Below are 22417 nucleotides of genomic sequence, written 5' to 3'. Positions count from 1 at the left end.
GTCACTACCTTCGGCTCACCGATCCCCGCACGGAACGAGCCCCCGGGAGCCCCCCATGCGTACGCGCAGCACCGCCCTCGCCGCCGTGGCCGCCGCACTGGCCGTCTCGGCGGTCCCGACCGCGATCCCCACGGCCGCAGCAACCACCACCGCGGCCACCACGGCCGGCGCCCCCGGCGATGTCGTCGGCAGCGCCCCGTCCGCCTTCCACCCGCTGCCCGGCCAGCCCACCAACACCAGGGCCTGGAAGATCCACTACCGCTCGACCACCGCCGACGGAACCCCGAACGTCGTCTCCGGCACCGTCATCGTCCCCCAGGACGGCCGCACCGGGCCGCGCCCCCTGATCACGTACGCCGTGGGCACGGTCGGCCTCGGCGACTCCTGCGCGCCCAGCAACAACCTCCCCCACGGCACCGCCATGGAGGCCAACCTCATCCAGCAGCTCACCCTCCGCGGCTGGGCCGTGGTCGTCACCGACTACGAGGGCCTCGGCACGCCGGGCGTCCACGCGTACACGGTCGGCCCCTCCGCCGGGCACGCCGTCCTCGACGCGGCCCGCGCCGCCCAGCGGCTGCCCGGGACGGGCCTGTCGCCGGCCGGCCCGGTCGGCATCATGGGCTACTCCCAGGGCGGGCAGGCCAGCAGCTGGGCCGCCGAGCTGCAGGGCTCGTACGCCCCCGAGCTCCAGGTGAAGGGCACGGCCACCGGCGGTGTCCCCGCCGACCTGCTGGAGGTGGCCGCCTTCAACAACGGCTCCTACGGCTCCGGGCTCATCTTCATGGCGGCCGCCGGACAGGACGCGGCCTTCCCGGAGCTGAAGCTGGATTCCTACCTCAACCCGGCGGGCCGGCTGCTGGTCGCCGGGATGAAGGAGCACTGCGTGGCGATCGACGCGATCGCCGGCTCCTTCAAGCGGATCTCCGACCTGACCACGCGCGACCCGCTCGCCCAGCCGGACTGGCGGGCCCGGCTGAACCAGAGCCGGCTCGGGCGGACGGCCCCGGCCGCGCCGGTGTACCAGTACCACGCGCTCGGCGACGAGCTGATCCCGTACGGGGTGGGGCGCCGGCTGCGCTCCGACTGGTGCGCCCGGGGCGCGAACCTCGAATTCGACACGGTCTGGGTCGGTGAGCACGTCAGCGGCGTGATCACGCACTCCCTGGCGGCCGGGAACTGGCTGGCGGACCGCTTCGCCGGCCGCACCACGCACCCCGACTGCTGATCCGGCGCGTCCCGGGCGGGCCCACCCACAGCCGCCCAGCCCGCCGCTAGGCGTTCCGCGGCGTCCGGTACAGCTCCTCGATCCGGTCCGCGTAGTCGCGGGCGACCACGCCCCGCTTGAGTTTCATCGACGGGGTCAGGTGGCCGCGCGCCTCGGTGAAATCGCCGGGCAGGACGGCGAACCGGCGGATCGACTCGGCCCGCGACACGAGCCGGTTCGCCTCGTCGACCGCCCGCTGGAGGTCCGCCAGCAGTGTCTCGTCCCGCACCAGCTCGCGCATGGGCACGCCCTGCTTCTTGTGCATCTGGCGCCAGTGCTGGAGCCCGTCGGGCTCCAGGGTGATCAGCGCGGTGATGTACGGCCGGTTGTCGCCGACCACCATGCACTGGCCGACCAGCGGGTGGGCGCGCAGCCAGTCCTCCAGCGGTGCGGGGGCCACGTTCTTGCCGCCGGAGGTGATGATCAGGTCCTTCTTGCGGCCGGTGATGGTGAGGTACCCGTCGGCGTCGAGCTCCCCGATGTCGCCGGTGGCCAGCCAGCTCCCGTACGGGAGGGCGTGCCCGCTGTTCCAGTAGCCGGCGAAGACGTGCCCGCCGGCCAGCAGCACCTCCCCGTCGTCCGCGATGTGTACGGCGGTGCCCGGAAGCGGCCAGCCCACCGTGCCGAGCCGGGGGTGCTGCGGCGGGGTCACGGTGCTCGCTCCGGTGGTCTCCGTCAGTCCGTAGCCCTCGAAGACCTCGACGCCGGCGCCGGTGTAGAAGGCGGCGAGCCGCGTGCCCAGCGGGGAGCCGCCGCTCAGGATGTAGCGGACGCGGCCGCCGAGCGCGGTCCGGATCCGCCGGTAGACGAGCGGGTCGTACAGGGCGCGGCCGGCGCGCAGCACGAGCCCGGGGGCCTTGCCCTTCGCCAGTTCGCCGAGGCGCTGCGCGATGCGGGAGGCACGGTCGAAGGAGGAGGCCCGGCCCATGCTCTCGGCGGTGGCCCGGGCGGTGTTGTAGACCTTCTCCAGGACGTACGGGATGGCCAGGAGGAAGGTCGGCCGGAAGCCGGCGAGGTCGGCGAGGAGGTCCTCGGTGCTGATGCTGGGTGCGTGTCCGAGCTTGACGCGGGCCCGCATGCAGCCGATGGCCACCATCCGCCCGAAGACGTGGCTGAGCGGGAGGAAGAGGAGGGTGGAGGCCGGGTCCTTGCTGACGGACTTGAAGACGGGGTGCAGGAGTTCGACCGCGTTGTCCACCTGGGCGAAGAAGTTGGCGTGGGTGATCACGCATCCCTTGGGCTGCCCGGTGGTGCCGGAGGTGTAGATGAGGGTGGCGACGCTGTCCGGCGTACGGGCGGCCCGCCGGTTGTGCACCACCGCGTCGGGGATGCGCTCCCCGGCCTTGATCAGCCGGGCGACGGCGCCGGTGTCGAATTCCCACAGGTGCGCGAGCCAGGGCAGGTGGGCCCGCTCGTTGCTGAGGAGCCGGGCCTGCGTCGTGTCCTCGACGGCGCAGGCCACGGCTCCGGAGTCCTGGATGATCCAGCGGGCCTGGAGCGCGGAGGAGGTGGGGTAGATCGGTACGGTGACCAGCCCGGCGGCCCATCCGGCGAAGTCGAGCAGGGTCCACTCGTAGGTGGTGCGGGCCATGATCGCCAGCCGGTCGCCCTCGCGCAGCCCCTCGGCGATCAGGCCCTTGGCGACGGCGAGCACCTCGGCCGCGAACTCGGCGGCCGAGACGTCGCGCCAGGACCCGTCGCGCTCCTTGCGGGCGAGGACCGCTTCGCGGGGGGCCTGGTGGGCGTTGTCGAAGGGGATGTCGCCGAGGGATCCCTGCTGCGGCGGTCCCACGAGCGGGGGGACCCGTACCTCGCGCACCACCCCGTCGATCACGGTCTTGACGGGTTCGATGGGGTTGGCGGGACGGGTGGGACGGGCGGAACTGGCGGAACTGGCGGAACTGGCGGAACTGGTGGGGCTGACGGGCTTCAGCTCGGCTCCCATGGCGCACTCTCCTTGGCTCGGCACGAGCGTTACCGCGGGTAATGTACGGAGCGGTCACCCGGTCCGGCCAGCCCCCGGAGCCCTTCTTCACGGACGCTCCACCCCACTGACACCGATCTGTGCCACTGACACCGATCTGTGCCGCACGCGTGGAGACGGCGCCACACCCCCCGTCGGTCAGTGCCAGACGCCGGTGGCGGCGGTGCGGCGGACGTAGTCGGCGAAGTCGCGGGGCTCGCGGCCGAGGGCGCGCTGAACGCCGTCGGCGAGGGTGGCGAAGCGGCGCTCCTCGATCCAGCCGTTGAGCAGGTTCAGCAGGGCGACGTAGTCCTCGGGCAGCCCCTTCCCCAGGGCGTAGGCCGTGTACTCCTCCGGCGGAACGGGCCGGTAGGCGATGTCGCGGCCGGTGGCGCGGGCGATCTCGCCGACCACGTCGCCGAGGCTCAGCAGCCGCGGTCCGGTCAGCTCGTACGCCTGCCCGCCGTGCCCGTCCTCGGTGAGGGCGGCCACGGCGACGTCGGCGATGTCCTCGGCGTCGACGAACGGCTCGACGCCGTCCCCCGTCGACATCACGAACTCGCCGTCGAGCAACTGCCCCCGGTAGAAGGGGTCCTCGCTGAAGTTCTGGGCGAACCAGGTCGGCTTCAGGATCGTCCACTGCGCACCGGACTCCCGTACCGCGCGCTCGGCGGGCAGCTTCTCCTCGCCGTCCGGGACCAGCCAGTCGCGGGCCGAGAGCAGCACCAGCCGCTCCACACCGGTGGCCACGGCCAGCTCGGCGAAGGAGCGCACCGACGCCGCGGCGTCGCTCTGCTGCGAATCGACCAGATAGGCGGCGCCGGCTCCCTCCAGCGCCGGCTCCCAGGTGTTCCGGTCGTTCCAGACGAAGCGGGTCGGCCCCTTCCGGGAGGCCGCCCGGACCTCGTGTCCGTGCTGTCGGAGGCGGGAGAGCACGCGGCGTCCCGTCTTGCCTGTGCTGCCGAGGACCAGAATCGGTTTCGTCGTCATGCGGCCAGTCAAGCCGCCGCCGGTGAGGCGCGGAATGGTCTCCCCGCTCAGATCGATGTCTGAGCGTCCAGGGCCCTAGGCTCGTGTCGTATGGATGCGTTGGCGAGTCTGCTGTACGAAGTGCGGTCCGACGGGGCCCTGTTCAGCCGGGCCATCCTGGCCCCGCCGTGGTCGATCCGGTTCGCGGACCGCACCCCGCTCACCCTGGTCACGATGCTGCGCGGCTCGGGCCGGATCCTGCCCGGCGGCGACGACGAGCCCGTCGCACTCGACCGCGGCGACGTGGCCATCGTCGTGGGGGGCCTGCCGTTCACGATCGCCGACACCGTCCACGACGGCCCGGCGGCCCCTCCGCTGTACGTGGTGCACGGCCCCGACCACTGCACGACGGCCGACGGCGCGGAGATCGGCGAGGAACTCGTCCTGGGCGTGCGCACCTGCGGGAACAGCCTGGCCGCCGACGCCCCGAACGTGCTGCTGACCGGCAGCTACCACGTGGGCGGCCGGGTCTCGGAGCGGCTGCTGAGCGCGCTCCCCCGGGTGCTCGTGGTCCGCTACGGCGGCGAGCCCGGCCCGATCCTGGACCTCACCGCCCTGGAGATCAGCCGGGACCACCCCGGCCAGCAGGCGGTTCTGGACCGGCTGCTGGACCTGTTGCTGCTGTCCACGCTGCGGGAGTGGTTCACCTGCCCGGAGGCCGACCCGCCGGGGTGGTACCGGGCGCTCGGCGACCCCGTGGCGGGCCCGGCGCTGCGCGTGATCCACGACCGGCCCGCGCGGCCGTGGACCGTGGCGGAGCTCGCCGGGGAGGCCGGCGTCTCGCGGGCGACGTTCGCGCGCCGCTTCGGCGACCTGGTCGGCCAGCCGCCCATGGCCTATCTGACGGGCTGGCGGCTGGCGCTGGCGGCCGACCTGCTGGTGCGTACCGAGGCCACGGTGGAGTCGATCGCCCGGCAGGTCGGCTACCGCAGCGCCTTCGGGCTGAGCGTGGCCTTCCAGCGGGTGTACGGCACCCGCCCGAGCCACCACCGCGCGGCCGCCGGCACGGTCCGTAGCGCCTCCTAGGACGTCGAACGGGTGGCGCCGGCCAGGGAGTTGAGGAGGGCCGCGCCCCGGGCGGCGTCGTCGACGCTCACCGCGAAGTCCTTGCCGCGGGAGCGGACGACCAGGCATTCCCCGGCGCGCAGCATCACCGTCGTGCCGAGCCCGCTGAGCCGGTAGCCCCAGCCGCCGACCTGGGAGGGCATCCGGTGCTCGGCGCGGGCCGATTCGATGTCCGTGGCGGCCCAGCGCCGTACGGGCCATCCGAGCGGCCCGAAGCCGACCTCCAGCCCCTGCCCGGTGACGCGTGCCCGTACGGAGGAGCAGGCGAGGACCGCGAGGGAGGCGATGCCCAACGGTGCGACGAGCTGCCACGCCGGCGCGAGCAGCCCGCCCGCCCCGGCGACCGCGGCGACGGCCGCGACGGCTCCGAGGACGGCGGCGGTCAGCAGGAGCCACGGGTTCGACGTCCGCGCGAGCCATACGAGCCGCTCACCTGCGGGGATGTCCATGACGGGACCATCGGCGGCCGGACTCACGGCCACCACCGGCCCCCGACGGTCGATCATCGCTCCGGCGAAGGCCGCCAGGACCGCCACGGCGAGCACCGCAGCCAGCACCCGGCCGTCCAGCGGATCGGCCTGCCGCCAGTCCTCGTGGTCCAGGTTGGCCCGCACGACCGAGGCCTGCGCGCCGGCCAGGAACACACCGCCGGGCAGCAGTACGGTCGCGGCCCGGGCCCGGGTCACGGTGAACACGACGGCCCCCAGGACCAGTACGGACCAGATCGCCAGCGGGAAGGACAGCGCCTGCCCGAACGACATCGAGCCGTCGGGCGCGCCGGAATCACCGACACCACCGCCCCAGTGGGTGGCCATCCGGTCCGGCAGCCGCCCGCTCGCCGACAGGGGCAGCGCCGCCAGCACCGCCACGACCCCGACCACCCAACCGGCCAGCCCCAAGGCCCTGGCCTTGCCCTCACCCTTGCCTTTGACCTTGCCTGCCCCGCTCACGGCGCCCCCTCGATCATTTCGACGAGATCCTCCTTGCCGTAGCCCAGGCGCGCCCCGTCGGCCACCAGCTCGCGTACGCGCTCCAGCAGCGCGGAGCGCCCATCGGCCCCGTCGGCCACGGTCACCCCGCGCCCCCGCCGGAACTCCAGCACCCCTTCGTCGCGCAGGGCGCGCAGCCCGCGCAGGACGGTGTTCGCGTTGACCCCGAGCGCCTGCGCGAGATCCCGCGCGGGCGGCAGCCGGTCCCCCGGGGCGCATTCCCCCTCGGCGACGGCCCGCCGCACGGCCCCGGCCACCTGCTCGTGCAGTGGCCGGTCGTCCGCGATGTTCAGCTTCAGCAACATGGTGCTAATGAAGCCAGCACCATACTCGTCATCGAATCCAGTGGTCAGGCATCCACGGGTCAGGCATCCAGGGGGCGCCAGGCCGGGCCCTCCCCGTCCCGCTGGACGCGGCCGAACACGACATCGGCGAAGTGGACGCCGAAGCCGATCGTGCCGGGCTCCGCCAGCTCGGCGACGAGGCGGTGGCGGTGGTCGGCGGTCCGGGCCTGGTCGTGGTCGAAGGCCGAGGACCAGTCGGGGTGGTCGATCTGGATCGGCGAGTGCACGGCGTCGCCGAAGGCGATCAGCCGCCGCCCGCCGCCGGTGATGACGTACTCGGCGTGCCCGACGGTGTGGCCGGGGGCGATCCGCACGCGCACGCCGGGGAAGATCTCCTCCCCGTCCGCGACGGTGCGCACCCGCGGTGCGAGGGCCGCGACCTGCTCGCCCATGCCCTGGTCCGCCAGCAGGTCGCGCCGGTCCCACTCCGGCTCGGAGATCAGGTAGTCGGCGTGGGCGAACACCGGCTGGTCGCCGCCGGGGGCGGGGTGGCAGGCCCAGCCGAGGTGGTCGGCGTGGAGGTGGGTGAAGGCCACCGCCTCGATGTCCTCGGGGCGCCGGCCGAGTGCGGCCAGGCCGTCGGCGAGCCCGCCTCCGTGGATCGCGCTGATGGGGCCGTCCGGAGCCTCGTGCGCCTGCGGGCCGAAGCCCGCGTCGATCAGCAGCGCGCGGTCGCCGTGCTCCACGAGCAGTGCGCCGACGCTGCCGACGAGGTGACCCGCGGCGTCCAGGTACTCCGGGTGCGCGGCCCACACCTCTTCGGTGGTGCCGGGGAGCACGCTCAGCGGCCGGAGCCGCACATCGCCGTCCGGCACGTACGACACCTTCGTGTCGCCGAGCCGTATCGAGCGAACGCCCGCCGGCCGCCGCAGCCGCACGCCTTGACCCTCTTCCACCGTCAACTCGGCCATGAATCCTCTTCCGTGAGTCGCCATCAGGGCGCCGCGGCGTTCGTTCCCCGCGGCGACGACGTCACCATAAGCATCAAGCTCGAATCATTCAAGCTGGAAATATTCAGTCTTGACGGACTTGCTAGGGTGGTGGCATGACGACGTCCCCCGAGCAGCAGGTCATCGCCGAGCGCCAGCTGTGCGGGCTGGTGAACGGACTGGCCCAGCGGATCGCCGAGCACGTACGGGAGCGCGCCGCCACCCTCGGCCTCACCGCACCCCAGGCGACCGCGCTGCGGGAGATGAGCGGGCCGATGACCATGCGGGAGCTCGCCGAACGCATGAGCTGCGAGCCGTCCAACACGACCTTCGTCGTCGACAAGCTGGAGAAGCAGCTCCTGGTGGAGCGCCACCCGCACCCCACCGACCGCCGCGCCAAGCACCTCGTCCTCACCGCCGAGGGCACCGCACTGCGCGACCGTCTCCTCGCCCTCCTCGCCGTGGACTCCCCGCTCTCCGGCCTCACCCCCGAAGACCAGCGCGTCCTGCACGCCCTCCTGGAGCAGGCCGTCACCTCCCCCTAGATGACGGTCGTGGACTCATTCCTCTAGGCGGCGGCCGGCGGGCACGCGCGGCAACGGCCCGGGGCCGGGGCCCGGAAGGCGCGATCACAGCCGTCGCAGTTCTGGAGGGGATCCGGCCGTCTGGGGCGCCGGACCACCGGGGCGGGCGGCAGGTGCGGCGGGATCAGTTCGGCGAGCCGGTACGCGAGCACGGACGCGGGGTCGCGCATGCGCTCGGGCAGGCCCCCTGACAGCGCCTGTACGACCGCCGCGGGGTCGACCCCGCGCTCCAGCCAGGCCGACACCCCCGGCACGAGCCGCCGTACGTCGCGTTCGGCCAGCAGGAGCCGCGGATCGTGACGCCGCAGCCCGGCGAGCAGATCGGCCGCACCGGGGTGCAGCGCCCGCGGCACGGGCAGAGCCTCGAACGCCCGCACCCGCGCCGCCCGAACCGGCTCCGGCCCCGGCCCCGGCAAGGGCTCAGGAACCGACGGAGGCGGTGGCGGCGGAGGAGGCGGTGGCGGCGGGTCATCCGGAGGCGGCGGGCCGTCGGAAGACGGGGGGCCGTCCGGAGGCGGCGGGTCATCGGAAGACGGGGGGCCGTCCGGAGGTGGTGGAGGGTCAGGATCGGCAACACCCCCCGGCCGGTTGTACGAGAACGTCCGGGTCACCACCTGGCCGGTCGCCAGCCGCTCGCGCCGCCGCTCCAGGTAGCCGTGCAGCTCCAACTCCCGCAGGGCGGAGGCGATCCGGACCTCCCCCTCGCGGAACCGCTCCGTGAGCGCCTTGATCCCGACGGGCGCCCCGTCGGGCAGCGACTGGATGTAGGCGGCGACCCCGATCGCCGTCGCCGACAGATCGGCGTGCTGGAGGAGGTGGTTGCCCACCACGGTGAAGTGACGCCGGTGCGGCGTGTTGACGTGAATGACACCGGATCGGGGGGTCCCGGGTCGAACACGGGCCGCTGCGCGCGATGGCGCGCTAAGGTGCTGTGGAGCCATTGGGAAGGTCTAGCTTCCTTCTTGGTCAGGCCCTCGTCCGGGATTGCCGTCCCGCCGGGGGCCGTCTCATTTTCTGAGGTGGTCGGGGCGAGCATATGCCCGCCAACCCTCTCCAAATCCAGCCCAGTTGCCACGTTTCACCCATCCGAGCGACACGGTCCGGGTTTGGTGGGGTTGGTTGGTTCTTTCCCCCGGTTCTTTGGTTCTTTATGCGTCCCACCCCACCGCATCCCGGCCCCCCACGACCCGGCAAAACCCCCCTCCCCACCCCACCGCATCCCGATTCCCCACGCCCCGGCTGCCACCCCACCGGGCGCGGCAACAATGGCCCGATGGAACGCCTCCTCCACCTGGACCGCACGCTCGACGAACTCGACGGCCCCGCGTGGCCGCCCGCGCCGCCGGACGCGACGGGACTCGTCACGAAGGTCCACGCCTTGCGCCGCCGCCCGCTGTCCGGCCTGAGCCCTTCGGACCTCCGTACGCTCGTCACCCAGCAGGTGTCCCTCCCGTACGTCCTCCCGCTCGCCGTGGCCCTGCTGCTCGAAGACCCGCTGCTGGACGCGTACTTCCACGAGGGCGACCTGCTGCTCGCGGTCTGCGGCCTGCCCGGCTCGGCCTGGGCGCTCTTCCCGGACCTGGCCGAGCGGCTCACCGCGGCCGTCAAGGACCTCCCGACCGATGCCATCGCCGAACTCCCCTGGCTGGCAAGGGGTGAGGGGTTGGGAGGCTTTGGGGGGTGAGGGGTGGTGGGGGCGGGAGGGGGGTGGGGCGACTTAACATGCGCATGACCACCACAGTGGGGGGAAGTCATGACGTTCGACGTGGAGTGGGCCGAGTGCAAGGCCGCCGCGCAGGCCGGAGAGCAGGCCCGGGAGCAGCCCGTTCCTCTGCGGCTCCAGCAGCCGGCGCCCGCCGGCGGCCTGGTGGCCGGGGCGCCGTCCATCAACGGGAACGCGAACCTGCTGATCGAGATCGCCGCGCTCCTGCACGAGGGGCGTCCCGACGGTGACGCGAGCACGATGGCCCGCGCGCCCCGCGCACACCCCGACGTCGCGGCCCAGACCCTGCGCTTCGCACGGTTCGCCGACGACCAGTTCAAGGACGCGGTGGCCCTGTTCGCCGGCCTGGCCACCCGCCTGAAGACCACCGGCACCGGCTTCGCCCGCGTCGACGACGACACCGCCGCCTCGTTCCTCCGCATGGTCGTCGACACGGGCGTGTACGTGAAGCCGGAGGACAAGGACCGTTGAGCGGCGGCCTGAGCCACCACGCGGACGTCCGCTTCCTCGACGAGTGCAACCCCGCCCTCGTCGAGCGCAACGCCGACGAGTTCCGCCGGCTGCGCGAGCTCCTCGTACAGGTCGAGGAACCCGCCCTGCGGGCGGAGCGGCACACCCAGTGGCACAGCGAGGGGAGCGAGACGTACCGCTCGCGTCTCACCGACGCCCGGGAGCTGGTCACGCACATGGCCGAGGCCTTCGACAAGGCGGCGAGCGCCCTGCACGCCTACGCCCTGGCCCTCGCCACCGCCAAGTCCCACTACGGCAACGGCACGCGGTCGGAGCGGGCGCTCGCCTCACTCATCGCCACCAAGGGCACCGCCATCACCAAGGTCGCGCAGGAGGCGGAGCCGATGCGCCAGTGGGAGGACATGCGCGCCACGACCGGCGTCTTCGACTTCCTGGCCGAGGTCACCCTGGACGTGGACGACATCCGCGACGAGGCGAACCGGCACCACGACGACGCGGGCGGCAGCTTCCACCTGGCCCGGACGGTCGAACAGGAGGCGCGCGAGGCGTGCGTCCACGCGCTGAAGCAGGCGTACGAGCTGATGCCCGAGCTGCGGATCCGCGGCGGCGAACGGCCCGACCTGTACGCCGCCATGGCGGACCTGCGCCGGGAGGGCGAGGAGGCGCGCGGCAACCCGCTGACGCACCTGCCGGGCAGCGGCCCGAAGCGGGAGGTGCACGGGACGGTCGGGGACGCGTACATGTCGCCGGAGCTCAAGGACATCCGGACGCGCGTCGCCGGGCTGCCGCAGGGCGAGGACATGTACTGGAACCCGCCGGAGAGCGACGCGGAGAAGGCCCGGTGGATCGCCCGCAACAAGGAGGTCCTGCGGGCCGCCGCCGAGCACGCGGGACTGCCCGAGGAACTGCTCGCGGGCATCGCCTGGAACGAGATCTCCGGGCAGCCCGGCTACGCCGACGACATCACCGACCACCTGCGGCACGCGGCCGACTTCCCGCTGAGCCCGATCACGCCCGAGAACCTCCCCCACCGGCTCGGCGGCGTGCCCGACCAGACCTCCTTCGGGCCGATCGCCATCCAGCTGCGGCGCGGTGCCGAGGTCCTCGGCTACGACCCCGCCCACCTCACGGAGGCCCAGCGCGCCCTGGTGGAGGAGTCCCTCCAGGACCACCGGCAGAACGCGTTCATCGCCGCCGGCCACCTGGCACAGATCAAGGCGGAGACCGCGTACGCGGACGTACCGGCCGACCAGTTGACCGGGGCCCAGATGCGCGAGATCGCCGCCCGCTACAACGGCGGCCCGTACTGGGAGTCGCAGAAGGCCCAGAACTACGGCGATGATTTCACCGACGGACTCGGCCAGGTGAAGGAAGCGATGCGATGACGCACCCGCGACGCGCGGGCGTCGACCTGCCCGAAGACCAGGACCAGGGCCCGCTCAAGTGGGTGGTCGGGGTCCCGCTCGCCCTCGTCAACGTCCTCGACGCCTTCTTCGTCTACACGGCGGTGCGCTACGGGCCGGCGGCCGAGTGGGACGACCAGGGGTACGCGGGGACGACGGCGGTCTGTCTCCTCGCCCTCGGCCTCAGCCTGACCGGCTTCCTCCTCACCCTCGTCCCGCCCGTCCGCCGGATGCTGGGCCCGTGGTGGCTCGCCCCGCCGGTCGTCCTCGGGGCGATCGCCTGGATCCGGATGGTGACGCTGTCGTGAGGCTCCCCCGCGAGAACATCGACCTGCCCGAGGACCGGGGCTGTCTGCAGTGGGTGCTCGGCGTCCCGCTCGTGCTGCTGTACGTGCCCGCCGCGTTCGCGTGTTACGTCGCCCTGGCCCTGCGGCCCGAGTCGCCGTACGACCAGATCCGCGACGACGCCCGGTTCATGGGCGACTGCTCCGTCGTGCTGTGTCTGCTCGGGCTGCTGCTCACCATCACCCCCGTGTTCCGGCGGACCATGGGCCGGTGGTGGTTCGCCGTGCCGTTCCTGCTCGCGACGGTGGCGTACTTCCGCGCCCGCACCGTCTGACCCGGGACTGCGACCGGTCCGGACACGCCGCAGCCCCCGCCCGGACGGGGGCGGGGGCTGCGGCGCGAGCGGGAATCAGGCCGCGACGGCGACCGGGGCCGGGGCGGAGGCGGGCTCCTCGTCCAGCGGGGAGGCCGAGGCGGAAGCGTAGGCCTCCTTGTCCAGGATCCCTTCGCGGGCCGAGACGATGACCGGGACCAGGGCCTGGCCGGCCACGTTCGTGGCGGTGCGGATCATGTCCAGGATCGGGTCGATCGCCATCAGCAGGCCGACGCCCGCGAGCGGCAGGCCCAGCGTGGAGAGGGTCAGCGTCAGCATGACCGTCGCGCCCGTCAGACCGGCCGTGGCGGCCGAGCCGATGACCGAGACGAAGACGATGAGCAGGTACTCCTTGATGCCCAGCTGCACGTCGAAGATCTGCGCGATGAAGATGGCGGCGAGCGCCGGGTAGATGGCGGCGCAGCCGTCCATCTTGGTGGTGGCGCCGAACGGTAGTCACAGTTAGGGGGTACGATGCCCCCATGATCACAGGGGGCACCACCGTGAACGGCACTGGCGTGTTCTGCGCGTGCTACATCCGACAGTCAAGGAAGAAAGCTAACAAGAGCGAGGCTTCGCCGGAAGACCAGCGCGACAAGACCAAGGGCTACTCAGACAACGAGGGGCACCACTTCGTAGACTTCTATGAGGACATCGGCAAGTCGGGTTACGACCCGGACGCCGAACGCAAGGGCTTTGACCGAATGATGAATGACGCTCGTGCTGGTCGTATCAACATGATCGTTGTCCATTACGCGTCGCGGTTTTCTCGCCAGAACGTAAACATAGTGCTTATGCAGGTGCTCGAACTGTTCCAACTGGGCGTTCGCATTGTCTCCGTGAATGAGGGCGAATTCACGAGCAATAACGTAATGGACCTCATGAATATCATCATGCGGTTTGAGGCGGGACACAACGAGTCGCGCAACAAGTCCATTGCCGTACGGGGCACGTTCGAAAAGGCCCGTGAGCGCGGCGGGTGGCTCGGCGGACTCGCGCCTTTCGGTTTCGAGGCGTACAAGGCATTTGTGGACGGCGTAGAGATTCAGCTACTCCGTCCGCGAAAGGACGAATCCAAGGTCATTAAATGGTGCTGGGAAACCATCAAGCGCCACAAAGACGACACAATCAAGCAGGGTCAAAGGCACCCCGGCTCTCTCGCCGGTCTAGTGCACCAAATGCACGTAGATAAGGTGCCCACCCGAGGGGCGCGCGTTGGGGGCGCATGGAAAGACGCTCTTTGGGAGGTAACCACGCTGAATCGCATTCTGCGTGATCCTCGCATTGCTGGATACATGGCTGAGCCATACGGAAACGGGAAAAAGGCCGCTTACCGAATCCAGCGCAACGCGGATGGCACCCCAAAGAAATACGGCTATGACCCCATCCTTGAACCGGCGGAATGGTGGGAACTGCAAGCGTGGCTTGACTCCCGTGGCCGAGGTCGTGGCCTCACCCGGGGGGAATCGCTCCTGTCGGCACTGCGCAACCCGGAAGACGAGCCGGTACTCAACTGTGCGTGCGACAAGTCCATGTGCGCCTACTACGGGGGCGGCACTTCGCCTAGCCCCTTGTACAGGTGCAACTTCCGAAACGTGCCCGGCCACAACGGCAACAACACCATGGTCCAGCACCACCTAGACGAATACGTTGCCCGCCGGATCTTCGCGCGCATCAGTACGGCGGAAGAGGACGGAGATACGGCCGGATTCCTGCTTGAGGCGACTAAGCGGTTTGCCCGCACGCAGGAAGCCCCCAGTAACGCCCGTGAACGCGCGCAGCTTGTCACTGAGCGCCATGAGGCCGCGCAGCATCTCAAGGAGTGTGAAGAGGACTACAAGAGCGTGAAGGACAAGGGTCCGGCCACGCGTAGGGCTGTGCTTGAGGAAATGGACGCTGCGGAAACGCGCCTTAAAACACTGGACGATGCCCTAAAGGCTCTCGCTGCGGCGGACGCGCCTGCGCTGCCTATTCAGCAGTGGATCAACTCAGAAGAGGGCAACGGCGACCCGATGGGAGAAGGTTCCTGGTGGGCAACGGCCACGCTTGCGAGCAAGCGCCGTTTCGTCACCCTCTTCGTTGATCGCATCGTGGTCTACAAGTCTGCGATGCGCGGCAACCGTTGGGTGCAGTACGACGCGTCAAAGCGGGTCTCAATCACCTTTGCTGGTGAGGGCGAGACCGAAGAGGCCAGCGAAGCGGCCTGAGCGCCCCTGTAGGCGCCTCTAGAGAAAGCCCCGGTCAGTCGTATGGGCCGGGGCTTTCCCATGCCCGCAAACGGCCGTACAGGGCTTTGTGATGTGCGCCACAGTAGTGCCCTGGTGAGGATCGCCTAACTCAGCGGGTGGATAGATGAGCGGTAGCGCTCCCCCGGCACTCTACGTAGCCAATTCCCACTTCTAGTCACTCTCTGTATAAAAGTATGGTGACGAGTGACGAAATGATGAGTAGTTCTGTTCCACCCATACATCACTCATTCAATCTCTTCTGTGGCGGCAATCCGGAAGTGCCCTCACGTCCGTCACTCGTCACCACGGGCCACCGGCCCCCACTCCCCCACACGGAATCCCTCGCACCCAAGCACGGGGTTAGGTGGAATCCTTCGCACCCTAGTAAGGGTAGAGAGAGGGAGTACCGCGCACCCCCCACATACAGGCGGTCTGAGACTCCCTCTCTCGAATGCGCCACACTGGCTATCTCTCCGGTCAGTGTGGCAATGGGCCATGAGATGTAATGGTTGCATCCTTCCTCGGCAGGGAAGTTGAACGGTTCGATTCCGGCATGGTCCACGTTGGGTGTAGCTCAGTGGTTAGAGCCCCGGCCCCATAAGCCGGTACGCGCGAGTTCGAATCTCGTCACCCTTCCCAACGGTCTGTAGCTCAGTAGGTAGAGCAACGGGGTGAAATCCCGTGCGCCATGGTTCGAAACCATGCGGACCGGCTAGGGGCTCACTTGTGATCCCTTGGCCTAGTGAGTAGCTCTCACATACGGGCCTAAAGCGTTGGTCGTCTAGCGGCCTAGGACAACCCCGGGCAGGGGTCAACGTTGGTTCGAATCCAACCCGACGCAAGCTAGCCCACTTAGGCAAACGGCAAAGCCGCCACGCTTAGAACGTGGTGTGTGAGGGTTCAACTCCCTCAGTGGGTACACAGAGACCACCTACTAATTTAGTAGGTGGGTAGGGGGCCCTTCCCGATAGGGGGGGGTGTTGAGTAGGGGGGGGTGCTATGCGTACCCGGTGCCTTGACTGTCGTGAGTGGGCTACCCACAAGGGGCGTTGCTCCTCTCACCACAAGAGCTATGAAGCCAGACGCACAGTGCAGTCACACAGCAAGCGACGTGCCGCCATAGCTGCGGGCAACAACGCTGCCGCACGTCTGCGTAAGGCTGTGCGCAAGGCTGTGTCTGGCACGTGTGCTACATGCCTATGTTCATACCTCCCAAGTCAGGTGGACATTGACCACGTCAAGCCGCTTGCCTTGGGTGGCGAGGATGTAGACAGCAACGTGCAAGTCCTTTGCAAGTCATGCCATAAGGCAAAGACCGCAACGGACTTTGGCAAGCGCCCGTTCTGACGTCGCATGACGGGGCGGAGCGTCCCGAAAGTTCGGGCCGCATGCCTCCTGGCGATCCCGGCCCAAGCTCGGAAAACGCACGCTAGGTGTGACGGCGAACCCAAGCCCCCCACCCGCTGTAAGGCCCGTGAACACTGGGCAAGCCCCGGTTAGCCCACGTGAGAAAGGCACCCGTTAAGGGGTCCGTAAGTACCCGTTAGGTGGTGTCTACGTGTCGCGAAGCAAGAGCCCCGATCAGCGGACGGGCAACGCCAACACTGCCGCTGAGGCTTCGGCCCCCATCGTCTATGAGGGACGCGCCCCCAGGGTGCCCGCTCACCTCAAGGCCACGGGCCGCGAAGTGTGGCGCTCTGTGTGGTCCGCCGGTTCGGGCGCCTATTCCCCCGACACTGACCGCAACATCATCTTGAGGTACTGCGAACTGCATGACCGGCGCGCGGTGTTGCTGGCTCAGGTGGACGCTGACGGGTACATGAGCGAGGGCTACAACGGTCAGCCGGTCATGCATCCGGCGCTGAGGTTTGTTGAGTCCACTGAGAAGGAACTCAGGGCGATTGAGACCGTCATCGGTTTCACCCCGGAAGCGCGCATGCGCTTGGGCATCGTCGCCGCTGAGGCACGCCGCGTAGCGGCTGGACCGGAAGACTTCTAGCAGAAACGTTCAGCCACAACTGAATAGGGGGTGCCGCGTGGACGGGCTAGACCCCGTGATTGCGCGTCACATCCCCGCTGACGCTCCCTTCCCGAGTGAGGGCTACCGGGTAGCCAACTGGATTGAACGGTTCTGCTACCTCACCGGTTCCTTTGCCGGTCAGCCTTTCCGGCTACTCCCCTGGCAACGTGACTTGCTCGTTGATGCATACGAGCTACGGCAAGACCTATTCGGCCGGTGGAAACGCAAGAACCGAATGGCCGTGGTGTGCATCGCGAGGAAGAACGGGAAATCAACTATTGCCGCTGCCATCATGCTCTATCACCTGGTGGCGGACCGGGCAGACGCACAGCGTCAGATCATCGCTGCGGCGAATGACCGCAACCAAGCCCGAATGGTTTTCGACGCTGCCAAGCAAATGGTCAATGCGTCGCCCAAGCTCTCTGCCGTCTGCGACGTACAGCGGGACGTCATCAAGTTCAAGGATTCCACCTACCGTGTTGTGTCTGCCGACGCTGGCAGGCAGCAGGGTCTAAACCCCTCAGCGGTCAGCCTTGATGAGTACGCGTTCAGTAAGAACGCTGACTTGTTCGACGCGCTGACCCTGGGTTCTGCCGCCCGTAACCAGCCCATGACTTGGGTTGTGAGTACGGCCGGACCGGACCCGGACGGGCCCTTTGCCAAGCTGTGCGAGACCGGCGAGCGGGTCAACTCTGGTGAAGTGAACGACCCCACGTTGTTCTACCGCTCATGGGGTCCTCGCATCGGGGACACCGTGGACCACACGGACCCGGACGTCTGGAAAGCGTGCAATCCCTCATACGAGATTCTCAATGAGGAAGACTTCCGCGCTGCTGTCCAGCGGAGCACTGAGGCCAGCTTCCGTATCTACCGGCTCTCTCAGTTCGTCCGTGGTGCCTCTACGTGGCTGCCTCACGGTCTTTGGGGTGAGCTTGCAAGGGAAGACACCCTTGCCCCCGGGGACGCCGTTGTATTGGGCTTTGATGGCTCATGGAAGGGCGACAGCACGGCGCTTGTCGCCTGCCGCGTGGAAGACCTCAGGGTCTTCGTCCTAGGCCACTGGGAAGCCCCGCAGGATGACGCTCACTGGCGTGTTCCCATGGCCGACGTACGTGACGCGCTGAACGAAGCGCTACGGGTGTACGTCGTGCGCAACCTTGTTGCCGACCCGTACCGATGGGAGGAAACGCTAGACAACCTTGAGGCCGAAGGCTTCCCGGTTGAAGCGTTCCCGACCAACTCACTCAAGCGCATGATCCCCGCCACTCAGGCGGTATACGACGCTTGCCGGGACGGTCGGCTGACCCATGACGGTAACCCCGCCCTTGCTCGCCACATCGGCAATGCCGTGCTACGCGAGGACAAGAACGGCGCCCGGGTGACCAAGGAATACGCCGCATCGCGCCGGAAGATTGACCTAGCCATTGCCATGATCCTTGCCGTTCACGGTGCGGTGATGTGGCGCGAGGACAACCCCGGATTCATCAACGCTGCGATCCTCGCAACGTGGGAAGACGATACCGGCGCCGTATTTACCGAGGGTCTCCCTGCCGACATGGCGGGGGTCTTCGATGACTAGCCACCACCTACTAATTTAGTAGGTGGTCTAACCGAATACACAACAGAACAACAACTGAACGAGGGGTGCCCGGTGGGATTCTGGTCTGACCTTTTCCGCCGGGGCACTCCGGCTGAGTCGCGCGCCACGTGGGAAGACACGTCCGACCTGTACCCGTATCCGGGTGTGGTCGCAGCGTCCGGCCAGCGTGTAGACGCGTCCAGCGCGCTACAGGTGTCTGCGGTCTTCGGCTGTATCCGACTCCTGAGCGAGACGATAGCCACGCTCCCCGTTGCGACGTACTCGCGCCGTGGCGGAGTGCGGAAGGAAATCAAGTCCCCTATGTGGCTTGACTATCCGACCGCTGAGCCGGGCGGGCTTGGCCGTATCGACCTACTGTCTCAGTGCGTTCTATCGCTGCTGCTTGAGGGCAATGCGTATCTAGCCGTGCGCTGGACTACGGACAACACCACCATTGCCGGGCTTGATGTGCTGGACCCGTCCCGCATCACAACCCACACGGTCATGGTGGACGGTCAGCGCCGTAAGGCGTTTGAGGCTTTCGACGTTGACGACGATGGCAACGAAGTTGCTATTGGCTGGTTCACCCCCAGGGAGATTCTCCATATCCCGGGGATGATGCTGCCGGGCGAATTCACGGGGGTATCCCCCATCACCTACGCGCGTGAGTCCATCGGCCTCGCCCTCGCTGCCCAGAAGTACGGCTCAAAGTTCTTCGCGAATGGAGCCATGCCGGGTGCCGTGGTTGAGGTACCGGGAGCCATGTCCGAGGACGGCCTATCCCGCGCGCGTGAAGCGTGGCGCCTGGCCAACTCGGGTGCGGACAACGCGCATAGGGTCGCGCTACTGACCGAGGGTGCCAAGTTCTCCAAGGTGACCATGTCGCCGGATGAGGCTCAGTTCCTACAGACCCGGCAATTCCAGGTTCCGGAAATCGCCCGAATCTTCGGCGTGCCCCCGCACCTAATTGCCGACGCGACCAATTCGACGTCTTGGGGTTCCGGCCTAGCCGAACAGAATCAGGCATTCGCTCAGTTCTCCCTACGCCCCTGGCTTGAGCGCATTGAGGCGGGGCTAACCCGTCTGCTCTTCGCTGAGACCGCGAACCGTCAGCTATTCATCAAGTTCTCTCTTGAGGGAATCCAGCGCGGCGCACCCAAGGAACGCATGGACATGTATTCCATCGGGCTGCAACAGGGCATCTACAGCATTGACGAAGTGCGCGCATGGGAAGACATGGAACCCCTGCCGGACGGCATGGGCGCTGTGCACCGTGTGCCGATGAACCTTGCCGACGTCGCGGCGGAAGAGCCTGAGCCGGAACCTGCACCCGAACCCCCGGCGCCGGATGACGAGACGGATGAGCCGGACGAAGAGCCGGATGAGCCGGACCCGACCGACGAAGAGGGGGACACACCCAATGACTGAGACGCGCGAACTGCGCCTATTCACCAGCCCACTTGAGGAGCGTGCACGCGAGGACGGTAAGACCGTCATGCGTGGCTACGCCTACCGATTCAACGAGCTGTCACACAACCTTGGGGGCTTCCGGGAACGCATCGTTCCCGGGGCCGGTGGCCCGTCCCTCAAGGCCAATGACGTCTATGCCACGTTCAACCATGACACCCGTTCCCTACTCGGGCGGGTGTCGTCCGGAACCCTCACCGTGGGCGAGGACGAACGCGGGGGCTGGTACGAGATTGAGCTACCCGACACCACTACCGGCAGGGACGTTGCCGCACTCCTCAAGCGTGGTGATCTATCCGGGAGTTCGTTCACGTTCCGCGTGAACGATGGCGGGCAGCGTAGGGCCAACGAGGATGACACAGAGACCGGCCTACCGGTCCGTGAGATCACGTCTATGGACGTGGTGGAAGTTGGCCCCGTTGTGAACCCTGCCTACCCGACCACGGAAGCGGCTCTTCGTTCGCTGCCCGTCTGCCTTACCACTTCCCCGGACGTCGCGCCTATTGACCACGTCCGCAACCTACCGCCGCTTGTTCGCGCCACTACGTGAAAGCGGGACCACCTACTAATTCAGTAGGTGGTACACGTCCAACCACATACCAACTGAATAGGGGTTACCTCATGGACGCCACTACCCTTAGCGCGAACTTTGAGGCGCGTGAGCGCGCCGCGAACGAGCTGCGTGCACTTGCCGACGAATTTGCCGGTAAGGAAATGGACGCCGATGCGCGCTCCAAGGAAGACAAGCTACTCGGTGCCATTGCCGACTTTGACGGCCGGATCAAGCGAGGCATTGAGACGCTCAAGTCCAATGAGGGTGTCTCTGCCCTCATGGCCGGTCTCAAGGGCACCGGCTCTAAGGGCGACACTCAGGACAAGCTAGCTGAGGCCGCTACTCAGCTACGGTCGATGGGCTTTAACGAGTCTGCGACTTTCGCTCCTGAGACCCGCGCTATCGACACCAAGACCAACCCGGGCAACACCACGTTTGGCCGGACGCTCTTTGGTCGCCTACTCGCTGAGGCGGTAGAGCGATCCACCATCATGCGGGGTGGCGCTACCATCCTCACCACGTCCAGCGGTGAGCCGATGGACTTCACGGTTGTTACCGGCCGTGCTGCTGCTGCAATCGTCAACGAGGGTGCGGCAATTGGCGAGTCTCAGCCGACCACCGTTCAGCGGTCCGTGGGCGCCTACAAGTACGGCTACGCGTCCACCGTTTCCAGTGAGTTCGTTGCCGATCAGGCACTAGACCTTGTTGGCTTCCTGGTGGGCGACGCTGGCCCGGCTATCGGTACCGGCATGGGTGCGCACTTCCTGACTGGTTCGGGTACCGCACAGCCCAAGGGCATCTTCACTGCTGCGTCTGCGGCTACCGCTACGTTCAGTGGCGCGGCCAAGGATGCGACCGTTTCGGATGCGCTCATTGATCTCTTCTATGAGCTACCGCAGAGCTACCGCGCCAACGCTGCGTTCGTCGTCTCCGACAAGCGCGCGGCTCAGATGCGCAAGCTAAAGGGCACTGACGGTCAGTACCTATGGCAGTCCAGCATTCAGGTTGGCGCGCCGGACACCTTCAATGGTCGTCCCGTTCTGACTGACGTTGGCGTGCCGGACACCAAGATTCTCTTTGGTGACCTGAGCAAGTACACCGTGCGTCTTGCCGGTGGTCTTCGCGTGGACAAGTCGGTTGACTTCAAGTTCAACACTGACCAGATCGTTTACCGCTTCCTACAGCGTGCGGACGGTCTGCTAGTGGATGAGCGCGCCGCGAAGGTTCTGACCGTTGGCGCCTAAGGCGTAGCGGTACCTGAGTGGGGGTCACCTACTAATTTAGTAGGTGGCCCCCTCACAACTGAATAAGGGCCCGATGTCGTACGTAACCATTGACGAGTTGCGGGCCCTTGATGGGCTCGAAGATTCTTCGCTCTTCGCGGATAGCACACTCAGCGAAGCGATTGACTACGCGGTTGAGACCGTCGAAAGCTACACCGGCCAGAAGTGGGGCACGGCCGAAAACCCCACACCCGCAACCATTGAATGGTGCGTCCGAACTCTGGCCCGGCAATACTGCCTTGACCTTGTGTCCCGCATTCCGGATCGGGCCCTACAGCTACAAAGCGAGTTCGGTTCTATCCAACTTTCGCAGGCCGGTGGTACGTGGCGCCCCACATCCCTGCCCGAAGTGAACGCGCAGCTTAACCGCTACCGCGTCCGCCTGCCTTTCATTTTCATGTAGGGGGAACCGTGCTGATCTTTGACGCAAAGGTTGCCCTATTCCAGAAACTCAAGACCCTCGTGCCCGCTGGTGTTCAGTGCACTTTTGCTGAGACCGGCAAGGCTGACCGGCGCCTACAGGTGTGGCTAGGTGCCACGTCGGATGACGAACTTGTGCCCACCGGCATGCGTGCCGGTCCGGCCAAGCCTACGGCCGTCACGGGCTACGTAGAGGCGCACGCGCTAGTCATATCCCCCGGTGACCCGATAGCCGCTGAGCGGGCCGTCTACGGCCTACGTGAGCACATCACGGAAGCGTGCCGGTCTCTGGACCGTGCCAGCGTTCCCGGGCTCATAGACATCCGGCCTGAATCCTCTGAGACGGAGACGGCCGAAAACACCGACGGCGCTTACGCCGCTATCACTGTCCGCGTGAAGATTCGCGGACGGGTCACCTAACCGAACACAACTGAATAGGGGTGCA

The 22417-nt window shown here is 67.8% G+C and carries 23 protein-coding genes, 4 tRNA genes and 1 pseudogene; 21 read left to right on the top strand and 7 right to left on the bottom strand.

The window, feature by feature from the left end; all coding sequences use genetic code 11:
- Positions 1-55 precede the first annotated feature (55 nt).
- The gene (locus tag ACFYZ4_RS15310; protein ID WP_390784104.1) at positions 56-1225 is read left to right on the top strand and encodes a lipase family protein; all 1170 of its coding nucleotides are present in this window, start codon (positions 56-58) and stop codon (positions 1223-1225) included.
- Between the two features lie 46 nt (positions 1226-1271).
- On the opposite strand, the gene ACFYZ4_RS15305 is transcribed toward ACFYZ4_RS15310, so the two are convergent.
- Together ACFYZ4_RS15305 and ACFYZ4_RS15300 are read right to left on the bottom strand one after the other, a co-directional pair.
- On the bottom strand, positions 1272-3209 hold the full coding sequence (locus ACFYZ4_RS15305) for an AMP-dependent synthetase/ligase (RefSeq protein ID WP_390784103.1): 1938 nt from the start codon (positions 3207-3209) through the stop codon (positions 1272-1274).
- Positions 3210-3386: 177 nt separating this feature from the next.
- A complete protein-coding gene (locus ACFYZ4_RS15300; protein ID WP_390784102.1) occupies positions 3387-4217 on the bottom strand; it encodes an NAD(P)H-binding protein in 831 nt (276 codons plus the stop codon).
- A 90-nt stretch (positions 4218-4307) separates the two neighbouring features.
- Here ACFYZ4_RS15300 and ACFYZ4_RS15295 point away from each other — a divergent pair, with 90 nt between their 5' ends.
- On the top strand, positions 4308-5282 hold the full coding sequence (locus ACFYZ4_RS15295) for an AraC family transcriptional regulator (protein ID WP_351292276.1): 975 nt from the start codon (positions 4308-4310) through the stop codon (positions 5280-5282).
- Here ACFYZ4_RS15295 and ACFYZ4_RS15290 read toward each other — a convergent pair.
- The 3 genes from ACFYZ4_RS15290 to ACFYZ4_RS15280 are packed head-to-tail and all read right to left on the bottom strand — an operon-like array spanning position 5279 to position 7565.
- Positions 5279-6271 (bottom strand): DUF1648 domain-containing protein, encoded by a 993-nt coding sequence (locus tag ACFYZ4_RS15290; RefSeq protein ID WP_390784101.1) that lies wholly within the window; start codon positions 6269-6271, stop codon positions 5279-5281. The genes ACFYZ4_RS15295 and ACFYZ4_RS15290 overlap by 4 nt on opposite strands.
- Positions 6268-6615, bottom strand: coding sequence for a GntR family transcriptional regulator (locus ACFYZ4_RS15285; RefSeq protein ID WP_390784100.1), 348 nt, complete (start codon positions 6613-6615; stop codon positions 6268-6270). The genes ACFYZ4_RS15290 and ACFYZ4_RS15285 overlap by 4 nt, the downstream gene beginning before the upstream one ends.
- A gap of 59 nt (positions 6616-6674) precedes the next feature.
- A complete protein-coding gene (locus ACFYZ4_RS15280; protein WP_351292270.1) occupies positions 6675-7565 on the bottom strand; it encodes an MBL fold metallo-hydrolase in 891 nt (296 codons plus the stop codon).
- A 134-nt stretch (positions 7566-7699) separates the two neighbouring features.
- Between ACFYZ4_RS15280 and ACFYZ4_RS15275 the strand changes: the two genes are divergently transcribed.
- Entirely contained in the window at positions 7700-8128 is a 429-nt protein-coding gene (locus ACFYZ4_RS15275; RefSeq protein ID WP_351292268.1) for a MarR family transcriptional regulator, read from the top strand.
- 23 nt (positions 8129-8151) lie between these two features.
- On the opposite strand, the gene ACFYZ4_RS15270 is transcribed toward ACFYZ4_RS15275, so the two are convergent.
- The gene (locus ACFYZ4_RS15270) at positions 8152-8994 is read right to left on the bottom strand and encodes a helix-turn-helix domain-containing protein (RefSeq protein WP_390784099.1); all 843 of its coding nucleotides are present in this window, start codon (positions 8992-8994) and stop codon (positions 8152-8154) included.
- A gap of 446 nt (positions 8995-9440) precedes the next feature.
- Between ACFYZ4_RS15270 and ACFYZ4_RS15265 the strand changes: the two genes are divergently transcribed.
- From ACFYZ4_RS15265 to ACFYZ4_RS15245, 5 genes are all read left to right on the top strand, one after another.
- Positions 9441-9851 (top strand): contact-dependent growth inhibition system immunity protein, encoded by a 411-nt coding sequence (locus ACFYZ4_RS15265; protein ID WP_390784098.1) that lies wholly within the window; start codon positions 9441-9443, stop codon positions 9849-9851.
- 69 nt (positions 9852-9920) lie between these two features.
- Positions 9921-10361 carry a hypothetical protein gene (locus ACFYZ4_RS15260; protein ID WP_390784097.1) on the top strand — a complete coding sequence of 147 codons (441 nt, stop codon included), beginning with the start codon at positions 9921-9923 and terminating at the stop codon, positions 10359-10361.
- Entirely contained in the window at positions 10358-11746 is a 1389-nt protein-coding gene (locus ACFYZ4_RS15255; RefSeq protein ID WP_390784096.1) for a hypothetical protein, read from the top strand. The genes ACFYZ4_RS15260 and ACFYZ4_RS15255 overlap by 4 nt, the downstream gene beginning before the upstream one ends.
- Positions 11743-12072: a hypothetical protein gene (locus tag ACFYZ4_RS15250; protein ID WP_351292260.1), complete on the top strand. Its 330-nt coding sequence runs from the start codon at positions 11743-11745 to the stop codon at positions 12070-12072. The genes ACFYZ4_RS15255 and ACFYZ4_RS15250 overlap by 4 nt, the downstream gene beginning before the upstream one ends.
- On the top strand, positions 12069-12383 hold the full coding sequence (locus ACFYZ4_RS15245; protein ID WP_351292258.1) for a hypothetical protein: 315 nt from the start codon (positions 12069-12071) through the stop codon (positions 12381-12383). The genes ACFYZ4_RS15250 and ACFYZ4_RS15245 overlap by 4 nt, the downstream gene beginning before the upstream one ends.
- A 75-nt stretch (positions 12384-12458) precedes the next feature.
- On the opposite strand, the pseudogene ACFYZ4_RS15240 reads toward ACFYZ4_RS15245, so the two are convergent.
- Positions 12459-12878, bottom strand: a pseudogene (locus tag ACFYZ4_RS15240) (dicarboxylate/amino acid:cation symporter); the annotation flags it as partial.
- Positions 12879-12904: 26 nt separating this feature from the next.
- Between ACFYZ4_RS15240 and ACFYZ4_RS15235 the strand changes: the two are divergent.
- The 13 genes from ACFYZ4_RS15235 (at position 12905) to ACFYZ4_RS15175 (ending at position 22392) form a co-directional block, all read left to right on the top strand.
- A complete protein-coding gene (locus ACFYZ4_RS15235) occupies positions 12905-14629 on the top strand; it encodes a recombinase family protein (protein WP_390784095.1) in 1725 nt (574 codons plus the stop codon).
- Positions 14630-15214: 585 nt separating this feature from the next.
- A tRNA-Met gene (locus ACFYZ4_RS15230) sits at positions 15215-15289 on the top strand.
- A gap of 1 nt (position 15290) precedes the next feature.
- A tRNA-Phe gene (locus ACFYZ4_RS15225) sits at positions 15291-15362 on the top strand.
- Between the two features lie 58 nt (positions 15363-15420).
- Positions 15421-15491 (top strand) — tRNA-Ala (locus tag ACFYZ4_RS15220).
- Positions 15492-15496: 5 nt separating this feature from the next.
- Positions 15497-15569: transfer RNA gene (locus ACFYZ4_RS15215), tRNA-Leu, on the top strand.
- A gap of 80 nt (positions 15570-15649) precedes the next feature.
- The gene (locus tag ACFYZ4_RS15210) at positions 15650-15997 is read left to right on the top strand and encodes an HNH endonuclease (protein WP_390784094.1); all 348 of its coding nucleotides are present in this window, start codon (positions 15650-15652) and stop codon (positions 15995-15997) included.
- 307 nt (positions 15998-16304) lie between these two features.
- Positions 16305-16649, top strand: a complete 345-nt coding sequence (locus ACFYZ4_RS15205) for a phage terminase small subunit P27 family (RefSeq protein ID WP_390784224.1) — start codon at positions 16305-16307, stop codon at positions 16647-16649.
- Positions 16650-16686: 37 nt separating this feature from the next.
- Positions 16687-18249: a terminase large subunit domain-containing protein gene (locus ACFYZ4_RS15200; protein WP_390784093.1), complete on the top strand. Its 1563-nt coding sequence runs from the start codon at positions 16687-16689 to the stop codon at positions 18247-18249.
- 72 nt (positions 18250-18321) lie between these two features.
- The gene (locus tag ACFYZ4_RS15195; RefSeq protein ID WP_390784092.1) at positions 18322-19677 is read left to right on the top strand and encodes a phage portal protein; all 1356 of its coding nucleotides are present in this window, start codon (positions 18322-18324) and stop codon (positions 19675-19677) included.
- A complete protein-coding gene (locus tag ACFYZ4_RS15190; RefSeq protein WP_390784091.1) occupies positions 19670-20266 on the top strand; it encodes an HK97 family phage prohead protease in 597 nt (198 codons plus the stop codon). Before ACFYZ4_RS15195 ends, ACFYZ4_RS15190 begins: the two co-directional genes overlap by 8 nt.
- Before the next feature lie 71 nt (positions 20267-20337).
- Positions 20338-21513 carry a phage major capsid protein gene (locus ACFYZ4_RS15185; RefSeq protein ID WP_390784090.1) on the top strand — a complete coding sequence of 392 codons (1176 nt, stop codon included), beginning with the start codon at positions 20338-20340 and terminating at the stop codon, positions 21511-21513.
- A 73-nt stretch (positions 21514-21586) separates the two neighbouring features.
- A complete protein-coding gene (locus ACFYZ4_RS15180; protein WP_390784089.1) occupies positions 21587-21955 on the top strand; it encodes a hypothetical protein in 369 nt (122 codons plus the stop codon).
- An 8-nt stretch (positions 21956-21963) separates the two neighbouring features.
- Entirely contained in the window at positions 21964-22392 is a 429-nt protein-coding gene (locus tag ACFYZ4_RS15175; protein WP_390784088.1) for a hypothetical protein, read from the top strand.
- Positions 22393-22417: the final 25 nt, after the last annotated feature.

Source organism: Streptomyces sp. NPDC001513 (genome assembly GCF_042894695.1).
In the GTDB taxonomy this organism is placed as follows: domain Bacteria; phylum Actinomycetota; class Actinomycetes; order Streptomycetales; family Streptomycetaceae; genus Streptomyces.
Note: the sequence above shows the minus strand (reverse complement) of the source record. Positions and strands in the feature narration are given on the sequence as shown.